The organism is Kitasatospora sp. NPDC059747, assembly GCF_042732955.1.
Lineage (GTDB): Bacteria > Actinomycetota > Actinomycetes > Streptomycetales > Streptomycetaceae > Kitasatospora.
In genome coordinates this window covers 16505-43357 of record NZ_JBHWGV010000022.1, presented here as the reverse complement: position 1 = coordinate 43357, position 26853 = coordinate 16505, and the positions used below count along the sequence as shown (strand labels likewise).

20 protein-coding genes and 1 tRNA gene are annotated in these 26853 nt (G+C 72.9%); 6 read left to right on the top strand and 15 right to left on the bottom strand.

The window, feature by feature from the left end:
* Window positions 1-222: 222 nt before the first annotated feature.
* The 5 genes from ACFV4G_RS12510 to ACFV4G_RS12490 form a co-directional block, all read right to left on the bottom strand.
* Window positions 223-900, bottom strand: a complete 678-nt coding sequence (locus ACFV4G_RS12510) for a response regulator (protein WP_380439344.1) — start codon at window positions 898-900, stop codon at window positions 223-225.
* Window positions 897-2186 carry a sensor histidine kinase gene (locus ACFV4G_RS12505; RefSeq protein ID WP_380439342.1) on the bottom strand — a complete coding sequence of 430 codons (1290 nt, stop codon included), beginning with the start codon at window positions 2184-2186 and terminating at the stop codon, window positions 897-899. Before ACFV4G_RS12505 ends, ACFV4G_RS12510 begins: the two co-directional genes overlap by 4 nt.
* A gap of 115 nt (window positions 2187-2301) precedes the next feature.
* A complete protein-coding gene (locus ACFV4G_RS12500; protein ID WP_380439444.1) occupies window positions 2302-4914 on the bottom strand; it encodes an ATP-dependent Clp protease ATP-binding subunit in 2613 nt (870 codons plus the stop codon).
* A gap of 85 nt (window positions 4915-4999) precedes the next feature.
* Window positions 5000-5692 (bottom strand): VIT family protein, encoded by a 693-nt coding sequence (locus ACFV4G_RS12495; protein WP_380439340.1) that lies wholly within the window; start codon window positions 5690-5692, stop codon window positions 5000-5002.
* 143 nt (window positions 5693-5835) lie between these two features.
* Window positions 5836-5910: transfer RNA gene (locus ACFV4G_RS12490), tRNA-Val, on the bottom strand.
* A gap of 162 nt (window positions 5911-6072) precedes the next feature.
* Here ACFV4G_RS12490 and ACFV4G_RS12485 point away from each other — a divergent pair.
* Together ACFV4G_RS12485 and ACFV4G_RS12480 are read left to right on the top strand one after the other, a co-directional pair.
* On the top strand, window positions 6073-7425 hold the full coding sequence (locus ACFV4G_RS12485; protein WP_380439338.1) for a hypothetical protein: 1353 nt from the start codon (window positions 6073-6075) through the stop codon (window positions 7423-7425).
* Window positions 7426-7547: 122 nt separating this feature from the next.
* Window positions 7548-7766: a zinc ribbon domain-containing protein gene (locus tag ACFV4G_RS12480; RefSeq protein WP_380439336.1), complete on the top strand. Its 219-nt coding sequence runs from the start codon at window positions 7548-7550 to the stop codon at window positions 7764-7766.
* A 79-nt stretch (window positions 7767-7845) separates the two neighbouring features.
* Here the strand turns inward: ACFV4G_RS12480 and ACFV4G_RS12475 are convergent, their stop codons facing one another.
* The 3 genes from ACFV4G_RS12475 to ACFV4G_RS12465 form a co-directional block, all read right to left on the bottom strand.
* Window positions 7846-8682 (bottom strand): HAD family hydrolase, encoded by an 837-nt coding sequence (locus ACFV4G_RS12475; protein ID WP_380439334.1) that lies wholly within the window; start codon window positions 8680-8682, stop codon window positions 7846-7848.
* Window positions 8682-11273: a phosphoribosyltransferase gene (locus ACFV4G_RS12470; protein ID WP_380439331.1), complete on the bottom strand. Its 2592-nt coding sequence runs from the start codon at window positions 11271-11273 to the stop codon at window positions 8682-8684. Before ACFV4G_RS12470 ends, ACFV4G_RS12475 begins: the two co-directional genes overlap by 1 nt.
* Window positions 11274-11337: 64 nt before the next feature.
* Complete coding sequence (locus ACFV4G_RS12465) at window positions 11338-12540, bottom strand: HpcH/HpaI aldolase/citrate lyase family protein (protein WP_380439329.1); 1203 nt, start codon at window positions 12538-12540, stop codon at window positions 11338-11340.
* A 393-nt stretch (window positions 12541-12933) separates the two neighbouring features.
* Between ACFV4G_RS12465 and ACFV4G_RS12460 the strand changes: the two genes are divergently transcribed.
* Entirely contained in the window at window positions 12934-14127 is a 1194-nt protein-coding gene (locus ACFV4G_RS12460; RefSeq protein WP_380439327.1) for a TerD family protein, read from the top strand.
* Between the two features lie 144 nt (window positions 14128-14271).
* On the opposite strand, the gene ACFV4G_RS12455 is transcribed toward ACFV4G_RS12460, so the two are convergent.
* Complete coding sequence (locus tag ACFV4G_RS12455) at window positions 14272-15012, bottom strand: Tellurium resistance (protein WP_380439442.1); 741 nt, start codon at window positions 15010-15012, stop codon at window positions 14272-14274.
* Window positions 15013-15391: 379 nt separating this feature from the next.
* Between ACFV4G_RS12455 and ACFV4G_RS12450 the strand changes: the two genes are divergently transcribed.
* Window positions 15392-16624, top strand: a complete 1233-nt coding sequence (locus tag ACFV4G_RS12450) for a DUF2637 domain-containing protein (protein WP_380439325.1) — start codon at window positions 15392-15394, stop codon at window positions 16622-16624.
* 104 nt (window positions 16625-16728) lie between these two features.
* On the opposite strand, the gene ACFV4G_RS12445 is transcribed toward ACFV4G_RS12450, so the two are convergent.
* The 5 genes from ACFV4G_RS12445 to ACFV4G_RS12425 all read right to left on the bottom strand — a co-directional run bounded on the left by ACFV4G_RS12445 (window position 16729) and on the right by ACFV4G_RS12425 (window position 20902).
* The gene (locus ACFV4G_RS12445) at window positions 16729-17829 is read right to left on the bottom strand and encodes a DUF475 domain-containing protein (RefSeq protein WP_380439323.1); all 1101 of its coding nucleotides are present in this window, start codon (window positions 17827-17829) and stop codon (window positions 16729-16731) included.
* Window positions 17830-18003: 174 nt separating this feature from the next.
* The gene (locus ACFV4G_RS12440; RefSeq protein WP_380439321.1) at window positions 18004-18582 is read right to left on the bottom strand and encodes a TerD family protein; all 579 of its coding nucleotides are present in this window, start codon (window positions 18580-18582) and stop codon (window positions 18004-18006) included.
* Window positions 18583-18819: 237 nt separating this feature from the next.
* The gene (locus ACFV4G_RS12435) at window positions 18820-19395 is read right to left on the bottom strand and encodes a TerD family protein (RefSeq protein ID WP_380439318.1); all 576 of its coding nucleotides are present in this window, start codon (window positions 19393-19395) and stop codon (window positions 18820-18822) included.
* Window positions 19396-19562: 167 nt separating this feature from the next.
* On the bottom strand, window positions 19563-20021 hold the full coding sequence (locus ACFV4G_RS12430) for a peroxiredoxin (protein WP_380439316.1): 459 nt from the start codon (window positions 20019-20021) through the stop codon (window positions 19563-19565).
* Window positions 20022-20461: 440 nt separating this feature from the next.
* Entirely contained in the window at window positions 20462-20902 is a 441-nt protein-coding gene (locus ACFV4G_RS12425) for a DUF3052 domain-containing protein (RefSeq protein ID WP_380439314.1), read from the bottom strand.
* A 516-nt stretch (window positions 20903-21418) separates the two neighbouring features.
* Here ACFV4G_RS12425 and aceE point away from each other — a divergent pair.
* Window positions 21419-24169, top strand: a complete 2751-nt coding sequence (gene aceE, locus ACFV4G_RS12420; protein WP_380439312.1) for a pyruvate dehydrogenase (acetyl-transferring), homodimeric type — start codon at window positions 21419-21421, stop codon at window positions 24167-24169.
* A gap of 130 nt (window positions 24170-24299) precedes the next feature.
* On the opposite strand, the gene ACFV4G_RS12415 is transcribed toward aceE, so the two are convergent.
* A complete protein-coding gene (locus tag ACFV4G_RS12415) occupies window positions 24300-25904 on the bottom strand; it encodes an MFS transporter (protein ID WP_380439310.1) in 1605 nt (534 codons plus the stop codon).
* Between the two features lie 229 nt (window positions 25905-26133).
* Here ACFV4G_RS12415 and ACFV4G_RS12410 point away from each other — a divergent pair, with 229 nt between their 5' ends.
* A complete protein-coding gene (locus tag ACFV4G_RS12410; RefSeq protein WP_380439308.1) occupies window positions 26134-26829 on the top strand; it encodes a TetR family transcriptional regulator in 696 nt (231 codons plus the stop codon).
* The last annotated feature ends 24 nt before the right edge of the window (window positions 26830-26853 follow it).

The following is a 26853-nucleotide window of genomic DNA, read 5'->3' as shown; positions in this document are numbered from 1 at the left end:
AGGTGACTAGAGCGTCCCGCCGGGCGGTCTCATCACGCGTCCCACCGGCAGAGGCAGTTGGGGTACTCCCGAGGGAGTACGAGCGGGCTGTGACACGCCGGGGAGGAAGTAGCCGGAGCGGAAGCAGCCGGGAGGAAGTAGCCGGAGAGGGACGAAACGTCGCCGGGGAGGCGGCGGCCAGGGGCGGCCCGGCCGCCAGGAGGAGCGCCGGGCCCCGGACGCTCAGCCCAGCCAGCCCGGCCGCACGAGCCCCGACTCGTAAGCGAGCACGACGAGTTGTGCCCGGTCCCGCACGCCGAGCTTCACCATCGCCCGGCTGACGTGCGTCTTCGCCGTCAGCGGGCTCACCACCAGCCGCCGCGCGATCTCCTCGTTCGACAGCCCCATCCCCACGAGCGCCAGCACCTCGCGCTCCCGCTCGGTGAGCCCTGAGACGTCCGCCAGCCCGGCCGGCGCCGCCTCCGGCGCCTTCGAACGCGCCGCGAACTCGCCGATCAGCCGCCGCGTCACGCCCGGGGAGAGCAGGGCGTCCCCCGCGACGGCGACCCGGATCGCGCGGAGCAGGTCGGCCGGGTCGGTGTCCTTGACCAGGAAACCCGCGGCCCCCGACCGCAGCGCCTCGAAGACGTACTCGTCCAGCTCGAAGGTGGTCAGCACGACCACCCGGACGGAGGACAGCGAAGGGTCCTCGGCGATCCGCCTGGTCGCCTCCAGGCCGTCCATCCGCGGCATCCGGATGTCCATCAGGACGACGTCCGGCACGAGTTCGCGGGCGAGCAGCACCGCGGCCTCGCCGTCGTCCGCCTCCCCGACCACGGTGATGTCGTCCTGCAGCGACAGCAGGGCCCGGAAGCCCGCCCGCACCAGCAGTTGGTCGTCCGCCAGCAGTACCCGGATCACTCGCCCTCCGCCTTCGGTGTCGGCAGCTCCGCCCGTACCCGGAAGCCGCCGCCCGGCAGCGCTCCCGCGGAGATGGTGCCACCGAACGCGCCCGCCCGTTCCCGCATGCCGGCCAGCCCGCTGCCCGATCCGCCGGCGTCGCCGAGCACCGCCGGGCCCGGGTCCTCGACCCTGACGACGAGCGCCTCCGGATCCGTCCAGTCCAGGACGACGACCGCCTCGCGCGCCGCCGAGTGCCGGACGACGTTGGTCAGCGCCTCCTGGACGATCCGGAAGGCGGTGAGGTCGGCCGCGGCGCTCAGGGGCCGCCGGTCGCCCAGCTCGTGCACCTCGGCCGTGAGCCCCACCCGGTCGGCCTGGTCGGTGAGTTCGTCGAGCCGGGCCAGCCCGGGCGCCGGGCCGCGCGGCGCCGCCCCGGGCCCGCGCAGCGTCGCGAGCACCTGGCGGACCTCGCCGAGCGCCTCCTTGCTGGTCGACTTGATGGTGGCCAGCGCCGCGCGGGCCTCCTCCGGCCGCTGGTCCAGCAGCGCGAGCCCGACCCCCGCCTGGATGTTGATCAGCGACAGGCTGTGGGCCAGGATGTCGTGCAGCTCCCGGGCCATCTTGAGCCGTTCCTCGTTGGCCCGGCGCTGCTCCAGCTGCTGCCGGTAGGCCCGGTGGGCGGCGATCCGCTCGCGCCGGAACCGGATGATCTCGGCGATCGCCAGCACGAGCAACAGCCAGGCCAGCAGGCCGAGTTCCTGCTGCCACGAGAACGCTGTGCGCGGCACGCGCTGCCAGCCGTCCGGCAGCACGAAGGTGACCAGGACGTGCACCAGGTACACCCCCGCCATCCCCGCCCAGGCCGCCCTGCGGTGCCCGCAGGCGATCGCCGAGCAGCAGGCGATCAGCCAGCTCGCGAACACCGGCCCGTACGGGTACCCGGCGGCCAGGTACCCCGCGGTGACGACGGAGGTGCCCGCCACCGCCGGCACCGGCCGGCTGCGGCACACCACCAGGAGGGCCGGGCCGAGCAGCAGCAGGACGTAGCCGAACGCGTCCAGCGGGACCCGCCCGCTCTGGTGCCGCCCGGCGAACGACGACCCGACCACCTGCACCACGGCGACGCCCACCGCGAGCCCCAGCGACCGGCCGCCCCAGGCACCCCGCACCCACGGCGGACGCCACGGCTCGGGCGGCGGCCCGACCGGACCGTCGGCGGGCGTGGGGCCGTCCGCGGCACCGGGCTCGGCCCCGCTCCGACCGGGCGGCCGCTCCGACGGCGGCGGGGACATCGGCGGCATCATGCCCGGAAGGCTAGACCCGCGCCCCGCCCGCGCGCGTCCTCCACCAGTGGCGTTCGGGCGTACTCCCCCAGGAGTACGCCCCTGCGGGCCACGCCCGGAACCCGGCCGCCGCGGCTCACCCCCTCGCAGCCGCGCCGGCCTCCGCATCGGCCGCCCTGGCCCCGGTCCCGACCCCAGTCCCGGCTCCGGTCCCAGCTCCGGTCCCGGCCCCGACCGCCGCCTTCGCCTCCGCCTCGTCGAAGGTCGCCGACGGCTCCGGCCGCGCCAGTGTGACCACCAGACCGCCCTCCCCCACGTCCGCGATCAGCGTGTCCCCCTCCCGCACGGTGCCGTCCAGCAGCAGGTTCGACACCCGGTTGTCCAGCTCCGACTGGATCGTCCGGCGCAGCGGCCGGGCCCCGAACTCCGGCTGGTACCCCCGGTTGACCAGGAACTCCTTGGCCGCCCCGGTCACCTCCAGCCGCACGTCCTGCGCCTTCAGCCGGCGCCGGCTGCGCTCCAGCAGCAGGTCGACGACGGACAACAGGTCCTTGCGCGTGAGCGCGTGGAAGACGATCACCTCGTCGATCCGGTTGAGGAACTCCGGCCGGAAGTGCAGGCGGAGGTCCCGCATGAGGTCGTCACGGATCTCGTCGACGTTCCCCGCGTGGTCGAGGATCCGCTGCGAACCGATGTTGCTCGTCATGATCACCACGGTGTTGCGGAAGTCGACCGTACGCCCCTGGGAGTCGGTCAGCCGCCCGTCGTCCAGCACCTGGAGCAGCAGGTTGAAGACGTCCGGGTGCGCCTTCTCCACCTCGTCGAACAGCAGCACGCTGTACGGCTTGCGGCGCACCGCCTCGGTGAGCTGCCCGGCCTCGTCGTAGCCGACGTACCCGGGCGGCGAGCCGACCAGCCGGGAGACGGTGTGCTTCTCCTGGAACTCGCTCATGTCGAAGCGGACCATCCGGTCCGGGTCGCCGAACAGCAGCGCCGCCAGCGCCTTCGCGAGCTCCGTCTTGCCGACGCCGGTCGGCCCGAGGAAGAGGAAGGAGCCGGTCGGCCGCTCGGGGTCGCCCATCCCGGCCCGGCCGCGGCGCACCGCCTGGGACACCGCGGTGACCGCCTCGTCCTGGCCGATCACCCTCTCGTGCAGGTGCTCCTCCAGCTTGAGCAGCCGCTCCCGCTCGGTCGCGTTCAGCTCCGCCACCGGGATGCCGGTCCGGGAGGAGAGCACCTGCGCGATGTCGTCCGCGGTGACCGCGACGACCTCCTCACGGGACTCGGCGACCGCCGCCAGCTCGTCCTCGGTCTGCCGCAGTTCGGTCTTCAGGTTGGCGGCCCGCACGAACTCCTCGTCCGCGACGGCCTCCTCCAACTCCCGCTTGAGCTTGGTGATCCGGTCCTGCACCGAGGTCGCCGCGGTCGAACCGGACAGGCTGCGCAACCGCACGCGCGCGCCCGCCTGGTCCAGCAGGTCGATCGCCTTGTCAGGCAGGAAGCGGTCACTGACGTACCGGTCCGAGAGCGTCGCCGCCGCGTCCAGCGCATCGTCGCCGAACCGCACCTGGTGGTGCGCCTCGTACGCGTCGCGCAGCCCCCGGAGGATCTCCACGGTCTCCTCGACGCTCGGCTCCGGCACCAGCACGGGCTGGAAGCGGCGCTCCAGCGCGGCGTCCTTCTCCACGTGCTTGCGGTACTCGTCCAGCGTCGTCGCCCCGACCACGCTCAACTCGCCGCGCGCGAGGGCCGGTTTGAGGATGTTGCCGGCGTCCATCGAACCCTCGCCGCCACCGCCCGCGCCGACCACCGTGTGCAGCTCGTCCAGGAACAGGACCACGCTCTTCTCGGCCGCCGTGACCTCGTCGATCACGTTCTTCAGCCGCTCCTCGAACTCGCCCCGGTACTTCGAGCCCGCCACCAGCGCGGTCAGGTCCAGGGTGACCACGCGCTTGTCCCTGAGGCTCTGCGGCACGTCCCCCGAGACGATCCGCTGCGCCAGCCCCTCCACGATCGCCGTCTTGCCGACGCCCGGCTCGCCGATCAGCACCGGGTTGTTCTTGGTGCGGCGGGACAGGATCTCGACGGTCTGCTCGATCTCCTCGGCCCGCCCGACCACCGGGTCCAGCCGGCCCGAACGGGCCTCCTCGGTGAGGTCCCGCCCGTACTCGTCGAGCGTCGGCGTCCCGCTCGGGTGCGCGCCCGTACTGCTGCGCTCCCCGCCGACGCCCCGCCCGTCCAGCACCGTCTTCAGCGCCTCCTGCGAGGGCGCCGCGTTGCGCAGCGCCGCCCCCGCGCCCGAGCGCTCCTGGTCCAGCAAGGCGCCGAGGATGTGCTCCGGACCGATGTACGACGCCCCCGCCGCCTGCGAACGGGCGTGCGCCGCGAGCAGCGCGCGCTTGGCCGAGGGCGTGAGTGCCGGCTGCCCGTCCACCGCCGGCACGGGGCCGGACGGCAGCACCTGCTCCAGGTCCGCGGACAGCTCGTCCGGATCGATGCCCGCCCGCTCCAGCATCCGGCGCGAGGGCTCCACCCGGGTGGCCGCCCAGGCCAGGTGCGCGGTGTCGAGGTCGCTGCTCCCGTCCTCCGCCGCGCGGTGCGCCGCCATCGCCAGCAGCTCCTGCGACGACTCGCTCAGCAACCGGCCGATCGGCACCCGCTGAACGGCGGGCGGGGAGGCCAGCGGACTCATCCCGAAGAACCGGCTGAGCAGGTCGGAGAACGGATCGCTGGATCCGAACGGGGGCATGGTCACGACGGCTCACCTCTCCCAAGCGGTTTGCTGCCACACAAACACAGGCCGTGGCGGGCCGCCTCCGGAAGCTCCGGCACGCTCACCCGGTGAAGCGGTCCAGCAACACGCCCCCGCTGTACGTCACCGCCATCGCCAGCAGCCCGCCCGCGACGTTGCGCAGCACCGCACGCACCGGACCCGCCCCGCCGAGCCGGGCGCTCGTCCACCCGGACAGCGTCAGCGCCGCCACCACCGCCGCCACCGTCACCGGCAGCCGCCACGACTCCGGCGGCAACAGCACCGCCAGCAACGGGACCAGCGCCCCGAGGGTGAACGCGGCGGCACTCGCCAGCGCCGCCTGCCAGGGATCGGTCAGCACCTGCGGGTCGATGCCGAGCTCGGTCTGCGCGTGCGCGGCGAGGGCGTCCCGCTCGGTCAGCGCCACCGCCACCTCACGGGCGAGCCCGTCCGTCAGCCCGCTCCCCCGGTAGTAGTCCGTCAGCTCGTCGAGCTCCCCCTCCGGATCCTCCGCCAGCTCCCGCCGCTCCTTCGCCAACGCGGCCCGCTCGGTGTCCCGTTGGGTGCTGACCGAGACGTACTCACCGGCCGCCATCGACATCGCCCCCGCGAGCAGCCCAGCGACCCCCGCCGCCAGCAACGCCGTCCGCGACCCCGCCGCCCCCGCGACACCCGTCACGATCCCCGCGGTCGACACCACCCCGTCATTGGCCCCGAGCACCGCGGCCCGCAACCAGTTCAACCGCGCCGACAACGCCGCCCGCGACTCATCCACCCCCCGATCCTCACCCGCCCCAACACCCCCCGCCACCCACAGCACCCCCACCCGACGGACCAAAATGAGCCCCTCACCACCACACCCCACAACGCCGAAGGGCCGGCCCAGGAATGACTCCTGAACCGGCCCTTCGAGACAACTGGTGGGCGCGGACGGTTTCGAACCGCCGACATCTGCTTTGTAAGAGCAGCGCTCTACCACTGAGCTACGCGCCCCCCGTCGCGGCCCGGTGGGGGCACGACGACTGCCTAGGGTACCTGGTCGTCGGGGGTGGTGTGGTGCGGGTGGGCGGGGAGTGGGGTGGGTGGGGGTGCCGGTGGGGTGGGGTGATCGGGGACAATGGCGGGCGGATCAGCGGTCGGAGCAGGGAGCGCGCAGTGTCGGTGGGACGGCGTCGGGCGGGGAGCGGGCTGGCCGAGGCGCTGGTGCTGCCGGTGGTGCTGGCCGGTGCGCTGGGCGCGGTCGGGCTGGCGTCGGCCGGCGGTGGCGGCGGCTGGTGGGGGCGGCGCGGTGGCGACGGCGTGCGGGCGGACGCCCGCGCGGCGCGGGACGCCGCGCAGGAGGCGTTCTACGAGCTGGACTCGACGCAGCGCGAGGTGCAGCTGGCGGTGGAGACCGTCAGGGCCGCCGGGAACGCCGCGACCTCGCAGCGGACGCAGGCGGACTTCGACGCGATCTCCGGCCGGGTCGACCAGGTCACCGTGAACTACCTGGCCGCGCTGGACGCGTACGACCTGGACGACGAGACGCTGGACGCCGGCGCGGCGGCCCGGGCCCGGCGCGTCCTGGAGGACGTGCGGGGCCAGCTGGGCTCCGCGCGGGCCGAGCTGAACGACTTCCTGCAGCGTCTCCAGCCGGTGCTCCAGCACGCCGAGCAGCAGTTGATGCGGGTCACCCCGGCGGTCGAGCAGGCGAAGCGCGCGCTGCTCGCGGCGAGCAACGCGCTGGACGCCGCACGCGCCGCGGGCCTGCGGGCGGACGACCTGGCGGCCCGGCTGGCCGAGCTGGCACCGGAACTGGGCCGGCTGAACGAGGGCGCCGCCCGGCACGGCGTGGCGGCGACGCTGCAGCGGGCGGAGACCGTCGCGCAGCAGGCGGGGGCGATCACGGCCGACGCCGCGCAGCTGCCCGAGCGCGCGCGGGAGATCGACCGCCGGCTGTCCAGCCTGCGGACCCGCGTCCAGGCGCTGGAGACCAAGGCCGAGACGGTCGGGCCCGCGCTGAGCGAGCTGCGCCGCCGGTTCAGCACGGCCTGCTGGCAGGACCTGCAGCGGGTGCCGGAGCAGGTGGCGGAGGCCGGCCGGTCGGCGGAGGGGAAGCTGGCGGAGGCGGCGCGGGCGCGCGACGAGCAGCGCTGGGCGGACGCGACCGGCGCGATCGGTACGGTGCGCGCCCTGCTGGACACCGCGGACGGCTCGGTCGCCGCGGTCAACGAGCGGCTGCGGCAGCTGAACGAGGTGCAGCACGACCCGAGCCGGGAGGTCGAGCGGGCCCGCTTCGCCGTCCGGGACGCGCAGCGGCTCGCGATGGCCGGCCGGCACGCGCCGGACCCGCGGCACGCCGCGCCGCTGGACGAGGCGGTCGCGCGGATCGACCGGGCGCTCGCGACGCTGGAGGAGGGCGGCCGGCACCCGGACTACTGGCTCTTCCTGACCGAACTGGCGGCGGCCCGGGACACCGCGGCCCGGGTGATCGAGCTGATCCGCGGCGACCTCGGCTCCCATCGCTGATCCGCGGCGACCAGGGATCCACCGCCGAGCCGAGGCGGCCTCGGATCCACCGCTGAGCCGAGGCGGCCTCGGATCGCACCGCCGAGCCACCCGACCGGCCCGCTCGTCGGTACCCTGCGGGTATGCCACGCTACGACTTCCGCTGCCGCTCCTGCGGCGCCACGTTCGAACTGCGCCGCACGATGGCGCAGGCCAACGACCCCGCCGTCTGCCCGCAGGGCCACGAGGACACCGTGAAGCTGCTGTCCGCCGTCGCCGTCACGGGCGGCGCCGGCAGCAGCGCACCGCAGTCCGCCCCCTCCGGCGGGGGCGGCTGCTGCGGCGGGGGTTGCTGCGGCTGAACACCCCGCCGGACACCCCGCCGAACAGCCCGCCGAACGCCCCACTGAACGCCCCACTGAACGCCCCACTGAACGCGCCCTAAAGGGCTCCCCGCACCCCCGCCAGGAACCGACGGACGATCTCCTCCCCCGCCGCCACCCCCGTCTCCGCCAGGGCGGTGACGCCGGGGGCCGTCCAGCCGCGGTCGGCGAGTTCGCCGTGCCCGGGGCGCCAGGCGGCGTCGGCGGCGAGCAGCAGGTCGGCGTCGAGCAGGGAGTCCCCGGCGGCGAGGACGGTGCCGGCGCCGGTGCGCCGGACCACCTCGGCCAGGGCGGCGCTCTTCGTCAGCCCCGCCGGGACGGCGTACACCTTGCGCCCCTGGAGCGAGACGGTCCAGCCGCGTTCGGCGCACCAGCCGGCCAGGTCGTCGAGCCAGCCCGCCGGCATCCGCGCCCGCTCGACGACGCAGTAGACGAACGACCCGTCGGCGACGCGCCGCCGGTGGACCCACTCCTGGTCGGCCCCCAACGCCAGGCGGTCGACGACCTCGGCGAGCGGCGCCGAGGCGGCGGCGACCCGGCCGGTGATCTCCGCCCGCCAGTCGCCGTCCGGCACGCCGTCGACGAGCAGTTGCCCGCCGTTGGCGCAGATCGCGTACGCGGGGGTCCAACCCTGCTGCGGGCCCGGCAGGTTGACCCGTTCGTACTGCTCGACGGTCCGGGTGGTCGCCGGGACGAACCAGGCCTCCCGGGCGAGTTCGGCGAGCAGCGCCGCGGCCCGTTCGGTGACGAATGAGTGCGCCCTGCCCTCGTACACCTCGACCGACAGCAGCCGCGGGGCGTGCCGGTCGGGGGCGGTCAGGGCGAGGGCCTGGTTCGAGTAGACGAGGGTGCGGTCGAGGTCGCTGACGACCAGCGAGGAGAGTCGGGCGGGCATCAGGCCTCCCCCACAACGGCCGTACCGGAAGCCCCGGTTGCTCCCCGACTGTAGCGCGGGTGGATGAGGCCGACGCACGTGTACGGCAAGTCGTCGACCTCCTCCACCGGCACCCCGCGCTGCGCGGCGAGCAGCCGCACGTGGTCGAGGTCGGCGCCGGCGCCGCGCCGGGCGAGCACCCGCCAGGGGACGCGGCGCAGCAGCACCCGGGTGGTCTCGCCGACGCCGGGCTTGACGAGGTTCACGCTGCCGATGCCGTACTCCGCGGCGATCCGCTCGACGGCGGCCCAGCCGGCCCAGTCGGGCGTGCGGTCGGGGTCGGTGGCGAGCCGGCCGGCGGCGAGCGCGACCTCGTCCCGGACGGCCGCGAAGTGGCCGGCCACGGTGTCGAGGAAGGCGGCGGAGACGTCCCCGTCGGCCAGCTCGGTGTAGTGCTTGGCGCCGTGGAAGTCGTCCGGGCCGATCAGGTCGCCGCGCAGGACGGTGCGCGAAACCAGCCCGGACACCGTGGAGTTGAGGCAGGCGGAGGGGATCAGGAAGTCGTCCCGGGTGCCGTAGGTGCGCACGCAGCGGCCGGGGTCGGCGAGCACGGCGAGGCCGGGGTCGAAGGAGGTGCCGGCCAGGGCGGCGGCGAGTTCGCGGGTGATCGCGCCCTTGCCCGTCCAGCCGTCGACGAACACGACGCCGGAGGCGTGGTGGTGGGCCGCGAGGTAGCGCAGCGCGACGGGGTCGAGGCCGCGGCCGCGGACGATCGAGACGGCGTAGTGCGGCGCGTCGAACCCGTGCGCGAAGGCGAGCCAGCGGCGCACCAGGATGCCGACGGGCGTCCCGGCCCGCGCCAGCGACGCGAGCACCAGACCCCGGCCGCGCTCGCGCAGCAGCGTCTCGGCGACGGTACCGACGGCGACGGCCATGCGGCGGGCGGAGGCGCGCAGCGCCTGGTGGTACAGCTCCTGGTACTCGGGGCTCGGCCGGTACTCGACCGGGAGCGACTCTGCGTAGTGAGCACCGCCGTGCTGGACGGCCTCCTCGCGCTCCTCGGTGGGGGCTTCGAGCGGGACACCGGAGAGGTCCTTGAGCAGCCAGGCGACTTCGTCGGGGCGGTAGGAGGAGAACCCCGGCCCCCTCAACGGCTGCGGGAAGGCCAACGGCTGCGGGAACGCCAGCGGCTCCGGGAAGGCCAGCGGCTCCGGGAAGGCCGACGGCTCCGGGAACGGGAGTGACGGATGCACGGGAGCCTCCGGTCGATACGACGGCAGCACCGCGAGCACCACCCGGTCGGTGACCTGCCGCAGCTGCGTGAGCAGCGCGCGCTCGCCCTCGGCCAGCGCGGCCGTGTCGGCGACGTCGTCGACGACCAGCACGACGGCGTCGAAGCGGCGGTCGGGGTCGGCGCCCGGGGCGACGTTGTAGGCGTAGCGCTCGCGCGGGGCGTCGTCCTGCGGGTCGTCGTGGGCGGGGAAGGCGAGGCGGGTGCGGATGGCGTAGCCGGGGTCGTCGACGGCGAGGACGGGCGAGCGGGTCGTGGTCGAGTACCGCACGCGATCCCCTCCCAGCCGGTCGGCGAGGGCACCGGCCAGCCGCAGCGGCGCGTACATCAGCTCCTCGAAGCCCAACACCAGGATCCGGTCAGGGAGTTCGCCGACGAGACCGCCACCACCACCGTCACCGTCACCGTCCCCGAGACCACCACCGAGACTGCCCCCGAGACCACCACCGAGGGCGTCGGCCAGCTGCCCGGCCAGGCGGGGCAGGGCGGCGTCGAGGCGGGCGCGGTCCGCGGGGGTGAAGCCGTGCCGCCCGCCGTCCGGGAGGGCGGTCGGCCAGTCGAGGGGGACGCGGACGAGCGGGGCGGGCGCGGCGGCGGGCGGGAGTTCAGGCGCCGGACCGACGTCGGCTATCAGGCGTTCGGCGCGGTCGAGTATGTCCCCGGGCAGCCGGACGGCGCCGCTGGCGGTGGCCACCAGGTCCAGGCGGACGCCGAGTTCGGCGGCGAAGTCGGCGAGCCGGTGGCGGTCCGCCTCGGTGCGCAGGTCGACCAGGGCGACGAGGACGTAGTGGGAGCGCGGGTGGCGCGCGTGCAGTTCGCGGATGGTGCTGAGGACGGTCGTGCCGGTCGAGAGCTCGTCGTCGACGAGCACCAGGGGACCGTCACCGGCGAGGAGTCGGGGGTCGGCCGGGAGCAGCAGGTGCGCGGTCGCGTGCGAGTGCTCCTCCGCGAAGCCGCCGAGCGGTCGCACGCCGGGCACGGGGCGCCGGGTGGAGTGGAGGCAGGGCGCGTCGAGCCCGTCGGCGACGCTGTGGCCGAGCGCCGTCGCGGTCTCCGCGTACCCGAGGACGACGGCGCGCGCGGCGGCCTCGGCGCCGAGCAGCGCGCGGACCCGCAGGCCGAGGTCGAGCCCGGCGCCGTGGACGACGGAGGGGCGCTGCGGCACGTGCTTGCCGAGCACGGTGGAGACCAGCAGGTGGGCGCGTTTGCGGTTCTCGCGGAGGGCGAGGCCGACGAGGTCGGGGAGGTGGTCGGAGCCGACCAGGCCGACCCCGGCCCGCTCGGCGACCCAACGGCCGGTCCACGTTCGCTGTGCTGTCACTGCGGTCCCGCTTCCACTGGTACGACTGGCACGACGGCATGTTCTTCGCGAGTCCACGAGGCGCTCACCCGTCCAAGGTGCTCACCAGCAACTCCGCGAAGCCCACGTCCTCCCGCGCCACGCCGAACACCTCGGCGCGCAGCAGCACCCGCTCCGCCCAGGTCCGGTGCGGCCGGGCCTCGTTCATCTTGTTGGTGTACGCCGAACGCAGCACCCCGCCGCCGCCGCGCTCCTGCCGGAGGACGTCCTGGGCGTCGCAGTACTCCTCGTGCGTGACGACGGAGAGCGCGTGCACCGCGGGCACGTGGCTGGGGTGGATGCAGGTCTTGCCCAACAGTCCGTTGGCGCGGTCGAGTTGGATCTCCCGGATCAGCCCGTCCAGGTCGTGCTCGATGATCCGCCGCCGGACCCCCTCGCCCGCGCCGGACGCCTGGCGGGAGCCGGACGTGAACGACGTGAACGGGGTGCGCCGCAACTGCGGGCGGAACATCCGCTCCTGGTGCGGGAAGTACTCCCAGACCGGGCCCGTGATCGTGTGCCCGGTGCCGTCCGCCCGCCCGAGGACGTTGACGACGTCGCCGATCACCCCGGCCACCAGCGCGACGTCGTACGCGGTGAGGTCGGGCGAGCGCCGCAGGCCGTACGCGGAGCAGAGGTCGGTGACGCCGAGACGGACGGCGAGCACGCGGTCGCGGTGCTCGGCGAGGAGGCGGGCGATGCCGAACAGCTGGGTGCGCCGGGTCTCCAGGTGGGCCAGCTCGGGCGACTCCAGGACGGGCATCGCGAACAGCCGCCGCCCGCAGGCGTGCTCGGCCTCGGCGAGCGCGGCCAGGTACGCACCGCCGGCGTGCTCGGTGAACTTGGGCAGGACGAAGCCGCTGAGCAGTCCGACGGCGGCGCCGAGCCGCCGGGTGAGATCGACGATCTGGGAGGGGGTGCGAACTCTGATGAAGAGCAGGGGATGGGACTGTGCGCAGTCGGTGAAATCCCTGACCAGGTCACCCAACTGCTCGACGAGGTTGCGTTCCCCCGCGTCCACCTCGTGGTCGGCGATGGCGTCCTCCAGGCAGAGGACCATCGAGACCACCCCCCGAGCAGCCTGTTTGCGGATGTCGGCGGCCAGGGCGGGCCGCGTCGCGGGGCTGTAGAGGGTCCCGCCGAGGGCGGTGGCGAGCAGCGCCGGGTCGCCGTCGGCGGAGAACGGCCGGGGCGGTTCGAGGAAGAGCCGGCCGCGTACGTCGTCGGCGAGGTGGCCGAAATGGCGCAAGGTGCTCTCCTCAGGGGTTTCGACGCCCGCCGGCACGTTTCCGGGGTGCGAAGCGGCGCGCGGCGGCGCGGGACGACACGAGAGTTAACCGGTCCGCCCGTCGCGGTGGTTCCCGATCACCCGTCCGTGTGCACCGCCGGTACCGTCCCGTCCGGGGCGCCCGGTGCGCCCGGCCGTCGGACGCACCGCGCGCCGGGGGGCGACTTCCGGCCGAAGACGACCGGTCCCGCACCCTGCTCCGCACGGCCACCGGAAGGCTATCGTCCACTTGACCCGGCCCAGATCGCACCAGGGAACGGGCGGCCAAACGCAAGGCTTGGCAAAATCCGGCGCGATCCCGGCTGCTTCGGTCACGTTGTCCGAAGGGGTGGCGAACAGGCAGGATGGTCGGCTATGACGCACGTGATGGCCAAGGGCGCCAACATCGCACTGCCGGCGGCGGCGGTCCGCGCCGTGCTGCGCTGGAGCGCCACGCCCGGTGCGCCGGACGTGGACGCGTCCGCGCTGCTGCTCGGCACCGACGGCAGGGTCCGTTCGGATGCCGACTTCGTCTTCTACAACCAGCCGCGGCACCCCTCCGGCCTGGTGCGCCACCTGCCCAAGCAGCGGACCCCGGACGGCACCGAGATCACCGACACCGTCGAGGTCGAACTCGCCAAGCTGACCGCCGACGTCGACCGGGTGGTGCTGGCGGGCTCCTCCGAGGGCGGCGCCTTCGGCACGGTGACCGGGCTGCGCGTGCTGCTCTTCGACGCCTCGACCGGCGAGAGCGGGCCCCCGATCGCCGAGTTCGCGATCACCGACGCCGACACCGTCACCGCGCTGGTCGTGGGCGAGCTGTACCGGCGCTCGGGCACCTGGAAGTTCCGGGCGGTCGGCCAGGGCTACAGCGCCGGGCTGATCGGGCTCGCGACCGACTTCGGCATCACCGTCGACGACGAGGCCGAGCAGGCGGTCCAGCAGGCCGCCGCCGCACCGGCCGGCCCGCCGCCCGCCGCCGGCCAGGCCCCCGGCCACGCCGTCGACCCGCGCAGCACCCCGCTGCCGACGTCCGGCCCGGCGGCCGCCCGGCCCGAGCCCGGCACCTTCACGCTGGCCCCGGCCGTCCCGGCATCCGCCGCCGCGGCCACCCCGCCCCCGCCCGCCACGGCACCGACGGCCGGCCCCGCCGCGCCCCCGCCGCCGGCGAACCCGCCCACGATGACCCCGCCGCCCGGCTCGCCGGCGCCGAACACACCCCCGCCGATGCCACCCACGCACCCCGCCCCGCAGCCCGGCACCGGTTACGGCTACCCGCCGCCCCCGCAGCCCGGCACGGGATACGGCTACCCGCCGCCGCCCGGACACGCCTCCCAGCAGCAGCCCGCCCAGGGCTACGGCTACCCGCCGCCCCAGCCCGGCACCGGGTACGGCTACCCGCCGCAGGCACCGGTCCCGCACCAGCAGCACCCCGGCGGCTACGGCTACCCGCCCCAGGCCCAGCCGCCCCGGCAACCCCAGCCGCCGGCCGCGCCGACGACCCAGAACCAGCCCCCGGCCGAGGAGTTCGCGCTGCCCCCGCAGGGCCCGCAGTTCCAGCCCCGCTGAGCAAAACCCCGCTGAGCAAAACCCCGCTGTGCAAAACCCCGCCGAGCGAAACCCGCACAGCAAAACCCCACCCAGCGAAACCCGCACAACGAAGCCCCGCCGAGCCCGCAGAATGCCCGGCGGGGCCGTCACGGCCGCCCCCGCTTAGTCGCCCTGGTTCTTGTACCCGCGCTGCCACTGCATCCCGAACCCGTACAGCCGGTCGATGTCCGCCTGGAACCCGTTGACGTACCGCACCTCGCGGCGCACCGTCAGCTGGTTGTCCCCCGCGTTCTCGATCAGCACCACCGCGCAGGACCGCGCCGCCCGGGTCCGCTCCTCCAGCTTGATCTCGATCCGCGGCCCGGTCTGCGGCACGATCGTCACCACCGCGTGGGACTGCTCGAAGGCCGGGGTGCCGTCGTAGATGTAGACGAAGATGAGCAGCCGCTTGAACTTGTCCTTCTTCTCCAGGTTCACGTACATCGTCTCGCCCGACGGCGCCCCGTACTGATCGTCGCCGCTGAGCTTGATGTACGGCGGGTCCCGCAGGTCGCCGAAGAAGTTGCCGAGCGGCTGCACCACGCCCCGGGTGCCGTCGGTGAGTTCGTACATGCACGCCAGGTCGAGGTCGACGTTGACCTGTTCGTTCACCTGGGACGCCGGCTCCACCGGGCTGAAGATGCGCGGGCTGAAGAAGCGCTTGAGCGTCTCCCGCCCGCTGGGGCGGCCGGCGCTGGAGCGCATGGTCCAGTGCAGGTTGACGTAGAGGTAGCCGGTGGTGGCCGCGGCGCCGGTGATCGCGTGCTGCGGGGCCGACTTGGTGAGGGTGACCTTGTGCTGGCCGCCCGGGTTGTCGAAGGTGTAGCTCCGGTCGCCGCGCAGGTACTCCCAGATCGAGACCATCCAGTCCTCCCCCTGCTCCCGCCAGGCGATCTGACGGTGCGCCGCTCCATGATCGGGCATCGGCCCGGCCGTCGGATACCCCGACCTCCTCCTCCCCTACCCGATCCGGCCGCCCCGCGTTCACCGAAGTCCGCGGAAGGGCCGATTGGCGGGAGGAAGCCGCCCTCCCGTAACATGCCGCCCCTTCGGACGCGATATCGTCTAGCCGCACAGGTGTCCCGTCCGCCCCTGCGCGGGCGCGGTGGGCACACCGTGCGGCGACGAACGAGACGGACGGCCCGTCAGACCCGGTCCGTACGACCGGACCTGACCGCCCGTACCGCTCAGCCCCGCTCGCCCGTGAAACTGTCCCCTGCGGAAACCCGAGGCCCGACCCGCAATGAACCTGACCTCCATACAGCTGGTCTGGACCGTCGTCGGCGGCGCAGCCCTGCTGTTCGTCGCCATCCTCATGGCGACGCTGCGATTCAAGAACGCGAAGAAGGACGAGTCCGGCGACTCGTGGGAGCGCAGCGAGGAGCGGCGCCGCCGCAAGGAGATGATCTACGGGATCTCCTCCTACACGCTGCTGTTCTGCTGCGCCGGCGTCGCGGCCGCGCTGTCCTTCCACGGCCTGGTGGGCTTCGGCAAGGAGAACCTGGGCCTGTCGAACGGCTGGGAGTACCTCGTCCCGTTCGGCCTGGACGGCGCCGCGATGTTCTGCTCGGTGCTCGCCGTCCGCGAGGCCAGCCACGGTGACGCGGCGCTCGGCTCGCGGCTGCTGGTCTGGGTCTTCGCGATCGCCTCGGCCTGGTTCAACTGGGTGCACGCGCCGCGCGGCCTCGGTCACGCCGGCGCCCCGCAGTTCTTCTCCGGCATGTCGATCTCGGCGGCCATCCTGTTCGACCGGGCGCTGAAGCAGACCCGCAAGGCCGCGCTGCGCGAGCAGGGCCTGGTGCCGCGCCCGCTGCCGCAGATCCGGATCGTGCGCTGGCTGCGCGCCCCGCGCGAGACGTACGCGGCGTGGTCCCTGATGCTGCTGGAGAACGTCCGCAGCCTGGACGAGGCGGTCGAGGAGGTGCGCGAGGAGCGCCAGGCGAAGCAGGACGCCAAGGTGCGCGCCCGCACCGCCGACCGCCGCGAGCGGGCCGAGCTGAAGGCGCTCTCCCGGCGCCAGGGCGGCGTGCTGTCGCGGACCCGCGGCGGCCGCAACCTGCCCGCGCTCACGGCGGCCGGCGACGGCCCGACCGCTACGGAGCCTGCCCTAGCCGCCGGGTCGGACACCGCCTCCCCCGCCTCCACGGGCTCCCTGTTCGAGCCCTCCTCGCGCAGCGCCCTGGACTCCGGCCGCACCCCGCGTGCCGCCGTCGGCTCGTCCTCCTACTCGTCGCCGACGACCTACTCGTCGTCGTCCTCGTCCTACTCGTCCTCGTCGTCCTCCTCCGCCTACTCGTCCTCGTCGTCCTCCTCCGCCTACTCGTCCTCGTCCTCCTCGTCGTCCGCCCTCGACACGTCGGGCTCCGCCCGCCGCAGCTCGGCGATCGACCTCACGGCCGACGACGACACGCTGTCGATGCCGAAGCTGGACTCCCTGGAGCGCAAGCTGCGCGCCATCGAGCAGCAGCTGGGCTGAGCCGAGCCGAGCTGGGCTAAGCACCCGCGCACGACACGCGAAACGGCCGCCCCCGGATTCCCGGGAGGCGGCCGTTTTCGCGTACAACGGGCGGAGCGGACGGGCTACTTGTCCGCGCCCACCAGCTCGTTCTCCTCGCCCGCACCGTCGCCCTCGCGCCGGTTGCGCAGGATCGACGAGCCGAGCGCGAGCCCGATGAAGGCGACACCGATCAGGCCGGTGACGATCTCCGGGATGTGGAACCTGATGCCGACCAGCAGGATGCCGGCCAGCGCGCCGATCGCGTAGTGCGCGCCGTGCTCCAGGTAGACGTAGTCGTCCAGGGTGCCCTTGCGGACCAGGAAGACGGTCAGCGAGCGGATGTACATCGCGCCGATGCCGAGGCCCAGCGTGATCATGAAGATGTCGTTGGAGATGGCGAACGCGCCGACCACGCCGTCGAAGGAGAACGAGGCGTCCAGAACCTCCAGGTAGAGGAAGAGGAAGAACGCGGCCTTGCCGCCCACCTGGATCAGCGACTTGCCCGCCTTCTCGTCCTCCTCCTCGCGCTCGGCCTCGGCCTCCAGGCCCGACTCGAAGATCGACGAGAGTCCGCCGACCACGAGGTAGGTGATGAGGCCGAGGACGCCGGCGAGCAGGACGGTCTCGGCGTGCTCGGCCGCGAAGAAGCGGGCCGAGAGCACGAGCGCGACCAGGGCGACGACCGAGGACAGGGCGTCCAGCTTGCCGACCTTCTCCAGCGGGCGCTCGATCCAGGACAGCCAGTTGTGCTCCTTCTCCTCGAACACAAAGTCCAGGAAGATCATGAGCAGGAAGACGCCGCCGAAGGCCGCGATGGCCGGGTTGGCCGCCGCCAGGTACTGGCCGTAGGTGAGGCCGTCGTGCGTCTTGTCGGAGTGCAGCGCGAGGTCGACGACCGTCGCGGGGTTGAGCTTCGCGGTGAGGCCGACGACCAGCAGCGGGAAGACCAGGCGCATGCCGAAGACGGCGATCAGGACGCCGACGGTCAGGAAGATCTTCTGCCAGTACGGGTTCATCCGCTTCAACACGGTGGCGTTGACCACCGCGTTGTCGAACGACAGGGAGATCTCCAGGATCGAGAGGATCAGCACGATGCCGAACCCCTTGGCCCCCCAGAAGAGACCGGCCGCGGCCAGGCCGACGGCGGTGATCGCGAACGACCAGCCGAAAGTGCGGAGGAACACGGGACTTGGTTACCTTTCGGGATGTTTCGGGCGTGCCCAGGTGCGGCCTCGTCCCGAGACGCCCCGACCGGGCGCCGCCCGGTCAGGTCACCTCCGCACTGCCCTCCGTCGTCATGACGGTTTCGTGATCATGGAATGGATGCGCTTGGTCCGTCCTCCGCTGCCACCGACCCCCTACTGGACGTTGACGCCGAAGTCGAGGGCGATGCCGCGCAGGCCGGAGGCGTAACCCTGGCCCACCGCGCGGAACTTCCACTCGCCCGCGTACCGGTACAGCTCGCCGAAGATCATCGCGGTCTCGCTGGACGCGTCCTCGGAGAGGTCGTAGCGGGCGATCTCCCGGCCGTCCACGGAGTCGACGACCCGGATGAACGCGTTGCGCACCTGGCCGAAGTTCTGCAGCCGCGCCTCGGCCTCGTAGATCGAGACCGCGAAGACGACCTTGTCGGCCTGGGCCGGGACCAGTTCCAGGTTGACGAGGACCATCTCGTCGTCGCCGGAGTCGTCGCCACCGGTGAGGTTGTCACCCTGGTGTTCGACGGAGCCCTCCGGGCTCCTGAGGTTGTTGTAGAAGACGAAGTACTCGTCCCCCAGCACCCGGCCCCCGCCGCAGATCAGCGCGCTCGCGTCGAGGTCGAACGGTGCGCCGGTGGTGGAGCGGGCGGACCAGCCGAGTCCGATCTGCACCTGCGTCAGATTGGGCGCGGCCTTGCTGAGCGAGACGTTCCCGCCCTTGGCGAGTGTGACGACCATGGCTGTTCTTCCTCCCTTGCCTTCTCCCGGGGCGCGTTGTTCGGCGCGACGTTCCAGGTTTAGTCGCCCGAGGCCCCGGCCGGCCCCCTTGAGCCGCCTGAACTTCCTGAACTCACATCCTCGCAGCGCCCGCGGACAGCACGAAGCCGGGGCGGCCGAGGACCCTCGGGTCCGCGGCCGCCCCGGCCGGGTGACGCGGTGTCGGGGCGCCGCACGCCCCGTCGGACGAACGGCGGATCAGACGTTGACGCCGAAGTCCTGGGCGATGCCGCGCAGGCCGGAGGCGTAACCCTGGCCGATGGCGCGGAACTTCCACTCGCCGCCGGCCCGGTACAGCTCGCCGAAGACCATCGCGGTCTCGGTCGAGGCGTCCTCGGAGAGGTCGTAGCGGGCGAGTTCCTTGTTGTCGGCCTGGTTGACGACCCGGATGAACGCGTTGCGCACCTGGCCGAAGCTCTGCGAGCGGGTCTCGGCGTCGTAGATCGAGACCGGGAAGACGATCTTCTGGACGTCGGCCGGGACGGTGCTCAGGTTGACCTTGATCGCCTCGTCGTCGCCCTCGCCCTCGCCCGTGCGGTTGTCGCCGGTGTGCTCGACCGAGCCGTCCGGGCTGCGCAGGTTGTTGAAGAAGACGAAGTTGCCGTCGCCGGACACCTTGCCGAGGTCGTTGCAGAGCAGGGCGCTGGCGTCCAGGTCGAAGTCCGTGCCGGTGGTGGTCCGGACGTCCCAGCCCAGGCCGACGACGACGGCCGTGAGGCCGGGGGCCTCCTTGGTGAGCGAGACGTTGCCGCCCTTGCTGAGGCTGACTCCCACGTGTCCTCCAAGAATCGGGAGGCACGCGCGGCGCGCCCCCGGTGGTGCGGTGCGGGGCACGAGCCGGCCTGGCGGCCTCCGCGCCCCACCCGATCAACGGACCGAGCGTAGTTCGAAGTTCCCCCGCCGGCCCACGACGCACCCGTGGAAGGCCCGGGCCGCGCCCGTCAGAGCGAGGCGAGGACGCGCAGGTACTCCTGCTCGTCCCGGGCGTCCGGGAGGCCGTTCACGACGCTCCACCGGACCGTTCCGGTGCTGTCGATCACGAACGTGCCGCGCAGGGCGCAGCCCTTCTCCTCGTCGAACACGCCGTACGCGCGGGCGACCTCGCCGTGCGGCCAGAAGTCGGCGAGCAGCGGGAAGTCCAGGCCCTCCCGGTCGGCGAAGACGCGCTGGGAGAACTGCGAGTCGACGGAGATCCCGAGCACCTGGACGGCGTCGTTCTGCAGCCGCGGCAGTTCCTTCTGGATCGCGCCGAGCTCGCCGGTGCAGACCCCGGTGAAGGCGAACGGGTAGAAGACCAGGACGACGGCCTTGGCGCCCCGGAAGTCCGAGAGCCCGATCAGCTCGCCGTGCTGGGTCCTGAGCTCGAAGTCCGGAGCCCCGGTGCCGACCTCGATGGCCATGGTGGGACCTTTCTGACGGGCGGGCGCCGCCCGGCGGGCGCGGCGAGCCAACATCCTCGCATCCGTTCGGGTGCGTTCGGCCGGACGGGTGAGGGCAGGCCGCCGGACGGCCGACGGCGTTCGCCCTGGGCGAACGCCTCCCCCGGCGCGGCGTCCGGCCGCAGCGGCGGAACTCCGGAGGCCGGGCGGCACCGGAACGCCTGGCAGCCGGTACGCCGAGCGGCGCCGGAGCACTGGAGCACCGGAGCACCGGAACACCGGAACGGAAAACGGCCGGGGGCCCGCGGGGGGGTTGGGCCGGGGGCCCGCCGGGGGGGGTGAGCGGCGCGGGGGGGGGGGGGCGGGGCGCGCGTGGCGCCCCCCCGCCGGGGCGCCGCGTGGGTGTGCGCCGCGGCGCCCCCGGGCCGGGGCTCTTCAGCGGCCCGGGGCTCGGTGCGCGGTCAGCGCTTGCCGCCCGCCTTCGGGGCGGCCTTGGTCGCCAGGCGGGTGGCCGCCCAGTCCTTGGCGACGGCGATGGAGCTGGTCTGCGACAGGCCGGCGGTCTTGGCCGCGTCGGCGATGTCCGAGGCCTCGATGTGGCCGTCGCGGCCGGTCTTGGGCGTCAGCAGCCAGATGAGGCCGCCCTCGGCCAGGTACTCCAGGGCGTCGACGAGGGCGTCGGTGAGGTCCCCGTCGTCGTCGCGGTGCCACAGCAGGACGGCGTCGGCGACGTCGTCGTAGTCCTCGTCGACGAGATCCGTCCCGGTGATCTCCTCGATGCCCTCGCGGAGATCCTGGTCAGTGTCTTCGTCGTACCCCAGCTCCTGAACGATCTGGCCCTCCTCGAAGTTGAGACGGGCCGCCGGGTTGGACTTGTCCGCGGGGTCCGCGGTCGCGCTCACGGGAATAACCTCCAGTATTCGGCTCGGCATCCATGCCGAGGCTGTGGCCGTAGTCCACACGGGCGCGGCGGTTCGCGCAAGTACCCGACCCCCGATCCCCTCCAAAGGTTGACGTGTCGCACCGGGACACGCCGGTCGAGGTGGCGGGAATCACACCGATTTGCCCTTCTCTGCATGGGACAAGGATGCTTCGGGTGGTCCCGGCCCACAGGCCGTACGCATGCCCGAGATGCGAACGGCATTCGGGTCCGCGCGTGCGCGGGCGTAGAGTCTCCTGTTGGCCCTCACCCCGGCCGCCCGCCATCGGGCGGACGGGAAACCAGGTCGGACCACCTCTTTTCGTAACACCCGGGGGTGCGCGACGCAGGCGAAGACGCCTGTTCCGCTCACCGCCAGACCGTCCCGCCCACCAGGCGGAACGGTTACCGATCGGTAGAGATGACGGATCTCCGAGCGCGGTAGCACGATGGAGGCGGCGCGACACACCTCAGTTTCGACCGACAGTGAAGGAACAGCGTGGCTTCCGGATCCGATCGCAACCCGATCATCATTGGCGGCCTTCCGAGTCAGGTCCCGGACTTCGATCCCGAGGAGACCGCGGAATGGCTGGAGTCGCTTGACGCGGCCATCGACGAGCGGGGGCGCGAGCGTGCCCGTTACCTGATGCTCCGCCTGATCGAGCGCGCCCGCGAGAAGCGTGTCGCCGTGCCCGAGATGCGCAGCACGGACTACGTCAACACCATCGCGACCAAGGACGAGCCGTTCTTCCCCGGCAACGAGGAGATCGAGCGCAAGATCCTGAACGCGACCCGCTGGAACGCGGCCGTCATGGTCTCCCGTGCCCAGCGTCCCGGCATCGGCGTGGGCGGGCACATCGCCACCTTCGCCTCCTCCGCGTCGCTCTACGACGTCGGCTTCAACTACTTCTTCCGTGGCAAGGACGCCGAGGGCGAGTCCGGCGACCAGATCTTCTTCCAGGGCCACGCCTCCCCCGGCATCTACGCCCGCGCCTTCCTCCTGGACCGACTCACCGAGCAGCAGCTCGACGCGTTCCGCCAGGAGAAGTCGAAGGCCCCGTACGGCCTGTCCAGCTACCCGCACCCGCGGCTGATGCCGGACTTCTGGGAGTTCCCGACCGTCTCGATGGGCCTCGGCCCCCTCGGTGCGATCTACCAGGCCCGGATGAACCGCTACCTGGAGCACCGCGGCATCAAGGACACCTCCGACTCGCAGGTGTACGCCTTCCTCGGCGACGGCGAGATGGACGAGCCCGAGTCGCTGGGCCAGCTGTCCCTGGCCGCGCGCGAGGGCCTGGACAACCTGACCTTCGTGGTCAACTGCAACCTGCAGCGCCTGGACGGCCCGGTCCGCGGCAACGGCAAGATCATCCAGGAGCTGGAGTCCCAGTTCCGGGGCGCCGGCTGGAACGTGATCAAGCTGGTCTGGGACCGCAGCTGGGACCCGCTGCTCGCGCAGGACCGCGACGGCGTCCTGGTCAACAAGCTGAACACCACGGTGGACGGCCAGTTCCAGACCTACGCCACCGAGACCGGCCAGTACATCCGCGAGCACTTCTTCGGCTCCGACCTGCGCCTGCGCAAGATGGTCGAGAGCATGACCGACCAGCAGATCCAGCACCTGGGTCGCGGCGGCCACGACCACAAGAAGATCTACGCGGCGTTCAAGGCGGCCCGCGAGCACCAGGGCCAGCCGACGGTCATCCTGGCCCAGACGGTCAAGGGCTGGACGCTGGGCCCCAACTTCGAGGGCCGCAACGCCACCCACCAGATGAAGAAGCTGACGGTCGAGGACCTGAAGCGCTTCCGCGACCGGCTGCACCTGCCGATCACCGACAAGCAGCTCGACGAGGGCTACCCGCCCTACTACCACCCGGGCCGCGACTCGGAAGAGATCCAGTACATGCACGACCGCCGCAGCGAGCTGGGCGGCTACGTGCCGACCCGCAAGGTGCGCCCGCGCAAGCTGGAACTGCCCGGCGACGACGCCTACAAGGCGGTCAAGAAGGGGTCCGGCAACCAGACCATCGCCACCACCATGGCGTTCGTCCGGGTGCTCAAGGACCTCATGCGGGACAAGGGCATCGGCAACCGCTTCGTGCCGATCGCGCCCGACGAGTACCGCACCTTCGGCATGGACTCGCTCTTCCCGTCGGCGAAGATCTACAACCCGCTCGGCCAGACCTACGAGTCGGTCGACCGCGACCTGCTCCTCGCCTACAAGGAGTCGCCGACCGGCCAGATGCTGCACGACGGCATCTCCGAGGCCGGCTGCACCGCCTCGCTGATCGCCGCCGGCTCGTCCTACGCCACCCACGGCGAGCCGCTGATCCCGGTCTACGTCTTCTACTCGATGTTCGGGTTCCAGCGCACCGGCGACCAGTTCTGGCAGATGGCCGACCAGCTGGCCCGCGGCTTCGTGATCGGCGCCACCGCCGGCCGCACCACGCTGACCGGCGAGGGCCTGCAGCACGCCGACGGCCACTCGCACCTGCTGGCCTCGACCAACCCCGGCGTCGTCGCGTACGACCCGGCGTACGGCTTCGAGATCGCGCACATCGTCCAGGACGGTCTGCGCCGGATGTACGGCACCAGTGCCGAGCACCCGCACGGCGAGGACGTGTTCTACTACATGACCGTCTACAACGAGCCGATCAAGATGCCGGCCGAGCCCGAGAACGTGGACGTCGAGGGCATCCTCAAGGGTCTGCACAAGTACGCGCCGGCCACCGCCGGCCAGATCCCGGCCCAGATCCTCGCCTCCGGCGTGGCGGTGCCGTGGGCCCTGGAGGCCCAGCGCATCCTCGCCGAGGAGTGGAACGTCAAGGCCGACGTCTGGTCCGCGACCTCCTGGAACGAACTGCGCCGCGACGCGGTGGAGGCCGAGGAGTTCAACCTGCTGCACCCCGAGGAGCAGCAGCGCGTCCCGTACGTCACCCAGAAGCTCCAGGGCTCCGAGGGTCCGTTCGTCGCCGTGTCCGACTGGATGCGCGCGGTGCCGGACCAGATCTCGCGCTGGGTGCCGGGTCAGTGGCAGTCGCTGGGTGCCGACGGCTTCGGCTTCGCCGACACCCGTGGCGCCGCCCGCCGCTTCTTCCACATCGACGCGCAGTCGGTCGTCCTGGGGGTGCTCACCGAGCTCGCCAAGCAGGGCAAGATCGACCGCAGCGCCCTGAAGGAGGCGGTCGACCGCTACCAGCTGCTCGACGTGACCGCGGCCGACCCGGGCGCCGCCGGCGGCGACGCCTGATCAGCCCGTAGACACTGAAGGGCCGGACTCCCGCAGGGGGTCCGGCCCTTCGGCCTTCCGGGGCGGCGCCGGGTGCGCGAACGGCCCCGGACTCCGCCGAGTCCGGGGCCGCCGTACGGGCGCGCGGCGGTCAGATGTGCACGGCCGGGCCCGCGTCGTTGGCGCCGCGGCGGGTGAGCAGGCCGAGCAGGGCGGCGCCGAAGGCCACCACCGCGGCGACCGCGAAGGCGAGCGACATGCCGCTCACGAAGGACTGGTGGACCGCGCCGGCCATGCCGTCCACGACCTGCTGCGGGGTGCCGGGCGGGGCCGGCGGGGCGATGCCGAGCTGGGCGGCCTGCTTGAGGCCCTCGGCCTGCGGGCCCTCGACCGGCGGCAGCCCGGCCTTGGCCCAGTTGCCGGGCAGCACGTCACCGACCTTGGCGGCCATCAGCGCGCCCAGCACGGCGGTGCCGAGGCTGCCGCCGACCTGCATCGCGGCCTGCTGGAGGCCACCGGCCACACCGGACAGCTCCAGCGGGGCGTTGCCGACGATCACCTCGGTGGCGCCGACCATGACCGGGCTGATGCCGAGGCCCATCAGGACGAACCACAGCGACATCACGCCGGTGCCGGAGCCGGTGTCCAGGGTGGACATGCCGAACATCGCGGCGGTGGTGATCAGCATGCCGGCCACGATCGGGACGCGCGGGCCGAGCTTGCCGATCGCGATGCCGGCGACCGGCGAGCCGACGATCATCATGCCGGTCATCGGCAGCAGGTGGACGCCCGCCTGGACCGGCGTCATCCCGTGCACGTTCTGCAGGTAGAAGGTGACGAAGAAGATCGCGCCGAAGAACGCGAAGGCCATCAGCACCATCAGCAGCGTGCCCGCCGACAGCGGCACCGAGCGGAACAGGCCGAGCGGGATCAGCGGCTCCCCGGCCCTGCCCTGCCAGAGCGCGAACAGCACCATCAGCACGACGGCGCCGCCGAGGAGCAGCAGCGTGGACGCGTCGCCCCAGCCCCACTCGGGGGCCTTGATGATGCCGAAGACGAGGGCGAACATCGCCACCGAGAGCAGCACGATGCCGGGCACGTCGAAGGACTTGGCGGCGTTCTCGGCGCGGACGTCCCGGAGCACCAGCAGGCCGAGGACGAGCGCGATCAGGCCGACCGGGATGTTGATGAAGAACACCGACTCCCAGCTGACGTGCTCGACCAGCAGGCCGCCGACGATCGGGCCGGCCGCGGTGGAGGCGCCGATCACGCCGCCCCAGATGCCGATCGCCATGTTGAGCTTCTCGGCCGGGAAGGCCCCGCGCAGCAGGCCGAGCGCGGCCGGCTGGAGCAGCGCGCCGAACAGGCCCTGCAGGACGCGGAAGGCGATCACGGTCCGGATGTCGCCGGCGAAGCCGATCGCGGCCGAGGTGGCGGCGAAGCCGACCGCGCCGACCAGGAACGTGGTCTTGTGCCCGAAGCGGTCGCCGATCTTGCCGGCGGTGATCAGGAAGACCGCGAGCGCGAGCAGGTAGCCGCTGGTCACCCACTGGATCTCGGACGGCGCGGCCTTCAGCTTCTCCTGGATGACCGGGTTGGCGATCGCGACGATCGTGCCGTCCAGGGCGACCATCATCACGCCGACCGCGACGGTCAGCAGGGTCAGCCACGGGTGGCCCTTGATCCCACCCCCCGGCTGTGCCGAGCGCTGAGGCGGGTCGTCCGCCTTGGCGTTGTTGACGACGGACTGGCTCATCTGGGGCCCTCCACGGGGCGTGTGCGGCGAACGAAGCCGAATGAACGTGGTCGTGGCGCCCCGGCCCACCCGTCCCCACGAGCTACCCGGCCCGACGGGCGCCACTTCCGGCAGATTATGTCAGCCACTGACAATAGGCAAAGGCTGACTTCTGGCCAGTGCTGCCATTTGTCAGGCCGCTAAGGTTGTCCTCCCACCCCGACCGCACCCGCGCCCGGAAGGCCCTGCCATGGCCGCTCACGCCCCCCACCCCGCTGCCCCGACCGGCCCCGCGCCGATCACCCCGCCGGGGCGGGTGCCCGGACTGCGCGAGCGCAAGAAGCAGCAGACCCGCGACGCCCTCGTCCAGGCCGCCCACGTCCTCTTCCTCGGCCAGGGCTTCGCGCGGACCACCGTCGACGAGATCGCCACGGCCGTCGACGTCTCCCAGCGCACCTTCTTCCGCTACTTCGCCAACAAGGACGAGGTCGCGCTCGCCGTCATGGCCGACGCCGAGGACTACTTCATCGAGTGCCTGCGCCACCGCCCCGCCGCCGAGACCCCGCTCCAGGCGCTGCGCGCCTCGATCGTCAAGGCCTGGCGCGACCTCGGGAGCGCCGAGCGCACCGGCCTCGGCTCCATCCACAGCGCCCTCGAACTCATGCGGATGATCGAGGAGACCCCCACCCTGCTCGCCGCCCACCTGCGCCGGGTCACCGAACAGGAGCGGGTCGTGGTCCAGGTGATCGCCGAGCGCGAGGGCCTCGACCCGGCCCTGGACCTGCGCCCCACCGTCCTCGCCGCCGTCTTCGGCAGCGTGCTGCGCGCCGCCCACCTCTCCTGGACCGCCGACCAGGAACCGGCCGGCCCGGAGGGCATGATCGCCGTGATCGAGCGCCACTTCGACCAGCTCGGCCCCGCCCTCGCCGGCCACTGGCGCTCGTAGCACCCGGCGTCACGCCGGAGTCAT